The sequence below is a fragment of the Nocardioides sp. P5_C9_2 genome (assembly GCF_054049555.1).
In genome coordinates this window covers 1-1,050 of record NZ_JBFUMD010000746.1, presented here as the reverse complement: position 1 = coordinate 1,050, position 1,050 = coordinate 1, and the positions used below count along the sequence as shown (strand labels likewise).

Here is a 1,050-nt window from a genome sequence, read left to right as displayed (position 1 = left end):
GAAGAGGCCCTCGGCCACCTGTGCCGGACCGGTGAACCACTCGTGGCCGGTGCCCGAGACCTGGATGCCGAAGTCGGTGCCGTTGCGGGCCATYGCGACGACCACCGTCGAGCCGTCGATGTCGCGGGCCGCGTCGAGCGCGAGCTTGCACGCCGGCATCGCGAGGTTGAGGAAGAAGTGGTCGTTGCCGCCGATGAAGCGCAGCGAAGCCGCGATGTCGGCGGTGTCGGCACCGCTGGCCGCCATCGCCGGCGCGAGGTCGCGCAGCAGCATCAGGGTCCCGGCGCGGTTGCGGTTGTGGGCCTCGTCGCCCATCTGGAGCATCTGGGTCAGGATGCCGGTCACGTCGACGGGGTCGCTGGCGCGCACCGCCGTACGCAGCAGCGGGCCGAGCACCGCGGACATCCAGCGCAGCCGCTCCAGGACGTCCGGCCCGTAGGCGCCGTACCTCAGCACCTTGCCGAGGCCCTCGTTGAGGGAGCAGTGGGTACGACGCCCCGTGGTCGGGTCCTCGAGCACGAACATCCACATCGACGGGGTGACCACGCCGGCCATCGGCCCGACGGTCGAGCGGTGGTGGCAGGGCTCGAGGCTGACCGAGCCGCCGTCCTCGAAGAGGGCGACGGCATCCTCCGGGTCGGCGACGATCCCCTCGAAGGCGGCCCCGCCCATCAGCGCCCCACGGAGCGGACCGGCCGTGCGGGCCCACTCGATCGGCGGCCCGGCGTGCAGGAACTGGCCGGGCTCCAGGCCGAGCACCTCGGAGGCGGGCGCGACGTCGACCAGGACGGCGGAGACGCCGAGCATGGCGGCGAGCGCGCGCTCGTTGGCCGCCCGGCGGCGAGGGTCGGTGGCCACGACGGCCAGGTCGTCCTCGGTGCCCGGCATCGGCGGGCGCCAGTCGACGCGGGTGACGGGCACCGCCTGGCCCGCCACCGCGTCGGCGAGGTGGTCGGCGCCGACGCCGACGACGTGGGTGGGTGTGGTGGTCACGCGCGTCCGCCGATCGTCAGCGCGACCGCTCGCCGGGTGGCGGCCGCGTTGGATAGG

Annotated in this window: 1 protein-coding gene; it reads right to left on the bottom strand. The window is 74.3% G+C overall.

Features of this window, described 5'->3' with window-relative positions:
• On the bottom strand, positions 1–993 hold a 993-nt coding region (locus tag ACXJKL_RS21470), incomplete at its 3' end, for a DUF1116 domain-containing protein (protein WP_457209017.1).
• Between the last annotated feature and the right edge of the window lie 57 nt (positions 994–1,050).